This is a genomic window from Photorhabdus akhurstii, assembly GCF_018448925.1.
Classification (GTDB): Bacteria; Pseudomonadota; Gammaproteobacteria; order Enterobacterales; family Enterobacteriaceae; genus Photorhabdus; species Photorhabdus akhurstii.
This window is the reverse complement of the sequence record NZ_RCWE01000062.1, coordinates 1-3,434: the sequence shown is the minus strand read 5'-3', so window position 1 is coordinate 3,434 and position 3,434 is coordinate 1. Positions and strand designations below refer to the sequence as shown.

The window sequence follows — 3,434 nt, the reverse complement described above, 5'->3', positions numbered from 1 at the left end:
TGGAAGGACAGGCGCCCCTGACCCTGGAACGGGATGACGCCGGCCGGGATACGGGGCGTTACGTGGAAGGGGGATTTATTCTGCGCCAGCAGTACAGCCTGATGGGCCAGTTAACCGCGCAACGGGCCGGCCGTAATCCCCATTTCTTCCGGCCGGCTGAACTGGAAGAGATTGCCGGACCCGCTTACGCGGGGGTGGCCCGCCGGTATGAATACGATGCCGCGCTGAACCTGACCGCCGTCAGTGATGACGGGCAGCCGTTAAATTATCTCCTCAACGGCAACGGCCAGGTGATGTCGGTGGGGGAGGGGCGGACACTGCGGGAACATTATCAGTATGATGAGACCGGGTACCCGTCAAGACGGTTTGACGGGGTGCAGGAGATTATGGGGGAAACCCTCTATCAGGAGGGGCATCGCCTGAACTGGGTGGACTCGCACCGGTTTGTTTACGACCGGGCCGGCCGCATGCAGGAGAAACAGTTTTTAGCGGAAGGTTGCCGGCTGGCGCTGACAAAATACCGGTGGAACAGCCAGAATCAGCTGACCGGGATTATCACCCCGGACGGGATACCGTGGGAATATCGCTATGACGCTTTCGGGCGACGGATAGAAAAACGGTGTATCCAGAGCGGTAAGCGGACCACCTATGTGTGGGACGGCGATGTGCCGGCGGAAATCCGCGAGTATCAGCACGGCCGGCTGAAAATGATCCGCCATCTGGTGTTTGACGGCTGGGAGCTGATAGCGCAGCAGACGCAACAGTTTACGCTCAATCTGGACAACCGGGTCGAACTGATGGCCGGGGAGGTGCAGACCCAGTATGCGGTCAGCGCGCCGACCGGGGAACCGCTGGCGCTGTTCGACCCGGCAGGGAAACGGGTGTGGCGGCGACCGAAGCAGTCCCTGTACGGGCTGCGGCTGGGCGGACAGGCAGAGAATCCCGAACTGGACCCGGGCCTCCGATTCGCCGGGCAGTTATGGGATGAAGAGTCGGGGCTTTGTTACAATCGGCACCGCTTTTACTCACCGGAAGCCGCGTGTTATCTCAGTCCTGATCCGATTGGGTTAGTCGGTGGCCTTAATCCTTACAGTTACGTGCAGAATCCGACGGGCTGGATCGACCCTCTGGGGCTCGCGCCTTGCCCAACTCCCCCTGACAAAATCAACTTAACTAAAGACGGTGTTAAGCATGTAAAGGATAGACATGTGGGCGATGTCAAAGGCTGGTCACATAAAAGTAAGTGGACTCTTAATAATGCCGACGTTAAATCGACCATAAGGGATGTATTCCGTAAACCAGATAGAATTATTCGCGATGGTGATCGTTTTATATATGAAAAAACTTTGAAAAGGAATGTAGGTATAACCCCAGAGGGTGAAATATTAAATAAAGTAAGGGTTGTTACTGAATCAAATGGTGATCTAGTTACGGCATTCCCGCAAAGTGTGTTTAAAGATCTTAAGCCAACAGATGTGATTTTTTGAGGATATTATGGGACTGGATATACATTTCACGACAGAAGATAATGAGATTATTCATGTTGTTATGAGCGAAACCTTACATTCAAATATATTCTCATCTCCAACGAGATGGAGTAGCGCGAAGAATTTAAGAAAGATTAAGGATTACTATAAAACTGATTGTTTATTAAAGAAAAAGGATGCAACTTCTTTTATTCATGAATTGTCTGAAATGAAAGATAGAATTATTGAAGGAAAAGATGAACTGCATAAGATCATTGAAAAAGTAAACGGAAAAGAAATCAATTTTATTAGAATAAGCGGCGATTAATAATCCTTGAAATCAGCCGGAAAGCTCCCCGTGATCTTTCCGGCTTTGTTATTTTTATGCTTAAAATAAATATTTTTTAGGGTTGATGTTATATATTAAATATATAAATTAAAATCACAAAAATATAAAACAAATAAGAAGATAAACAAAGAAATAATACAAGAAAATATAAAATTCATAGCAAATATATACATAGGCTATACTTTAGCTATTTTATTCTGCTTTCTCCCTGAAACAGTAAAAAGCCGGAATCGCTTCCGGCTGACTTCTCTCTTACCGTGGTGAATACCCGTGATACGCCAGTGCCGACTGGAGCCGCCCTATCGCAGCCTTGATAACCCAGGCTTCCATGTCATCAACCGCACAAGCCCGTATCTCCGCCCAGTTCAGCCGCTTAACCAGTTGCGCCAAGGCCAGCGCTTCAATGTGGGTTAACTGAATATCCTGTAAATGCTCAATCGCTATCGTCATCTCATGCGCTCCCCTCAACCCGCAAAACCGGTTATCAACGCCCGCATCTGCTGCTTAATCTCCCGCAGTTGGGCCTGTTGTCGCTGGTACTGCTGATGCTGTTGTTGCGTGGCCTCACTGTCAGGAATCAGCACCAGACAACCGTCCATCACCTTTACCGTAATCTGGCCGCCAGTATTAAACCCCGCCTGTCTGAGCCACTGCCCCTTAAGGTGTATCGCCGGTGTAGCGTTGTTGACCTTATTCCCATTCAGCACATACCCCACCGTGTAATAACGTTCTGTTTTCGCTGCTTTATTTACAACGACTTCTGCCTTAGAATGCGCCTTAGCCATAATCAACCCCTGTTTAGTTGCTTGTGGTGAGCGGGGTTGCTGTGCTGCGAACACAACAGCCCCGCGTTAACTTAATCCTTCTCTTTAGCGGCGGGTTTTGCCACTCGGGCTATCGTCTGTGATACCTGACTTTTCACAATCATGGCATCCAAAACCGCTTTAGCAATCTCCTGCTCTTCAACCGGCAATGCCGCTACCGCCTCAAAACGTAACTTCAATCCATCATCTTCCGGCTCACGTTCCCCGGGTTCAAACAGCAAAAAATCAGAGGTCACCTGTAACACAACAGCCAGCCGCTTTAACGCGTCGGCGGTAGGTTGTGAGCTACCGGCTTCGTATCGTTTAATCTGCTGCACATGTATCCCTGTTGCGTCAGATAACCCCTGCTGTGTCAGGTTGCGCTTTTTACGCAGTTCAATCACTCGTTGAGAGAAGCTCATGGATGTTAACCCGTCCTGAATAAATACCATGATACTAATCCCTCTCAATTTGCCCGCTTGATTTTAGTATCATATAATGTACTATAAAAATACACAATAGACATCTTGACGTGTTTTCGGAGGAACAGCGACATGGCACGGATACCCGAAGCAGAATTGCAACACCTGAAAACCGCCGTCTCCTTAGTGACCGTAGCGGAACAACAGGGACGCAAGCTGATTAAACGCGGCAAAGATTACGTGCTGCTGTGCCCGTTCCATGAGGAGAAAACCCCGTCAATGGTGCTGAGTTCGGAAAAGAACCTCTATCACTGTTTCGGCTGTCACACCGGCGGTTCCGTCCTCGACTGGGTCATGAAAACCGAACGTCTGAGCCTGCGGCGGGCCGCAGAAC

Annotated in this window: 6 protein-coding genes; 3 read left to right on the top strand and 3 right to left on the bottom strand. The window is 49.4% G+C overall.

Annotated features, from left to right (window positions below):
- Positions 1-1,487: RHS repeat domain-containing protein (locus tag EAE93_RS23555; RefSeq protein WP_332009639.1), on the top strand; the 1,487-nt coding region annotated here is incomplete at its 5' end.
- Between the two features lie 7 nt (positions 1,488-1,494).
- Positions 1,495-1,794: a hypothetical protein gene (locus EAE93_RS23550; RefSeq protein WP_214040695.1), complete on the top strand. Its 300-nt coding sequence runs from the start codon at positions 1,495-1,497 to the stop codon at positions 1,792-1,794.
- Positions 1,795-2,067: 273 nt separating this feature from the next.
- On the opposite strand, the gene EAE93_RS23545 is transcribed toward EAE93_RS23550, so the two are convergent.
- The 3 genes from EAE93_RS23545 to EAE93_RS23535 form a co-directional block, all read right to left on the bottom strand.
- On the bottom strand, positions 2,068-2,265 hold the full coding sequence (locus EAE93_RS23545) for a DUF7706 family protein (protein ID WP_214040694.1): 198 nt from the start codon (positions 2,263-2,265) through the stop codon (positions 2,068-2,070).
- A gap of 14 nt (positions 2,266-2,279) precedes the next feature.
- A complete protein-coding gene (locus EAE93_RS23540; RefSeq protein WP_214040693.1) occupies positions 2,280-2,600 on the bottom strand; it encodes a SymE family type I addiction module toxin in 321 nt (106 codons plus the stop codon).
- A gap of 71 nt (positions 2,601-2,671) precedes the next feature.
- Positions 2,672-3,040 carry a helix-turn-helix domain-containing protein gene (locus EAE93_RS23535; RefSeq protein WP_214040696.1) on the bottom strand — a complete coding sequence of 123 codons (369 nt, stop codon included), beginning with the start codon at positions 3,038-3,040 and terminating at the stop codon, positions 2,672-2,674.
- 132 nt (positions 3,041-3,172) lie between these two features.
- On the opposite strand from EAE93_RS23535, the gene EAE93_RS23530 reads away from it, so the two are divergent.
- The coding region (locus EAE93_RS23530) for a CHC2 zinc finger domain-containing protein (RefSeq protein WP_250151174.1) at positions 3,173-3,434 on the top strand (262 nt) is incomplete at its 3' end.

Excerpts from the sequence above, each read along its gene's own strand:
- EAE93_RS23540 (WP_214040693.1), bottom strand. The coding sequence starts at position 2,600 with ATGGCTAAGGCGCATTCTAAGGCAGAAGTCGTTGTAAATAAAGCAGCG.
- EAE93_RS23535 (WP_214040696.1), bottom strand. The coding sequence starts at position 3,040 with ATGAGCTTCTCTCAACGAGTGATTGAACTGCGTAAAAAGCGCAACCTG.
- EAE93_RS23550 (WP_214040695.1), top strand. The coding sequence starts at position 1,495 with ATGGGACTGGATATACATTTCACGACAGAAGATAATGAGATTATTCAT.
- EAE93_RS23545 (WP_214040694.1), bottom strand. The coding sequence starts at position 2,265 with ATGACGATAGCGATTGAGCATTTACAGGATATTCAGTTAACCCACATT.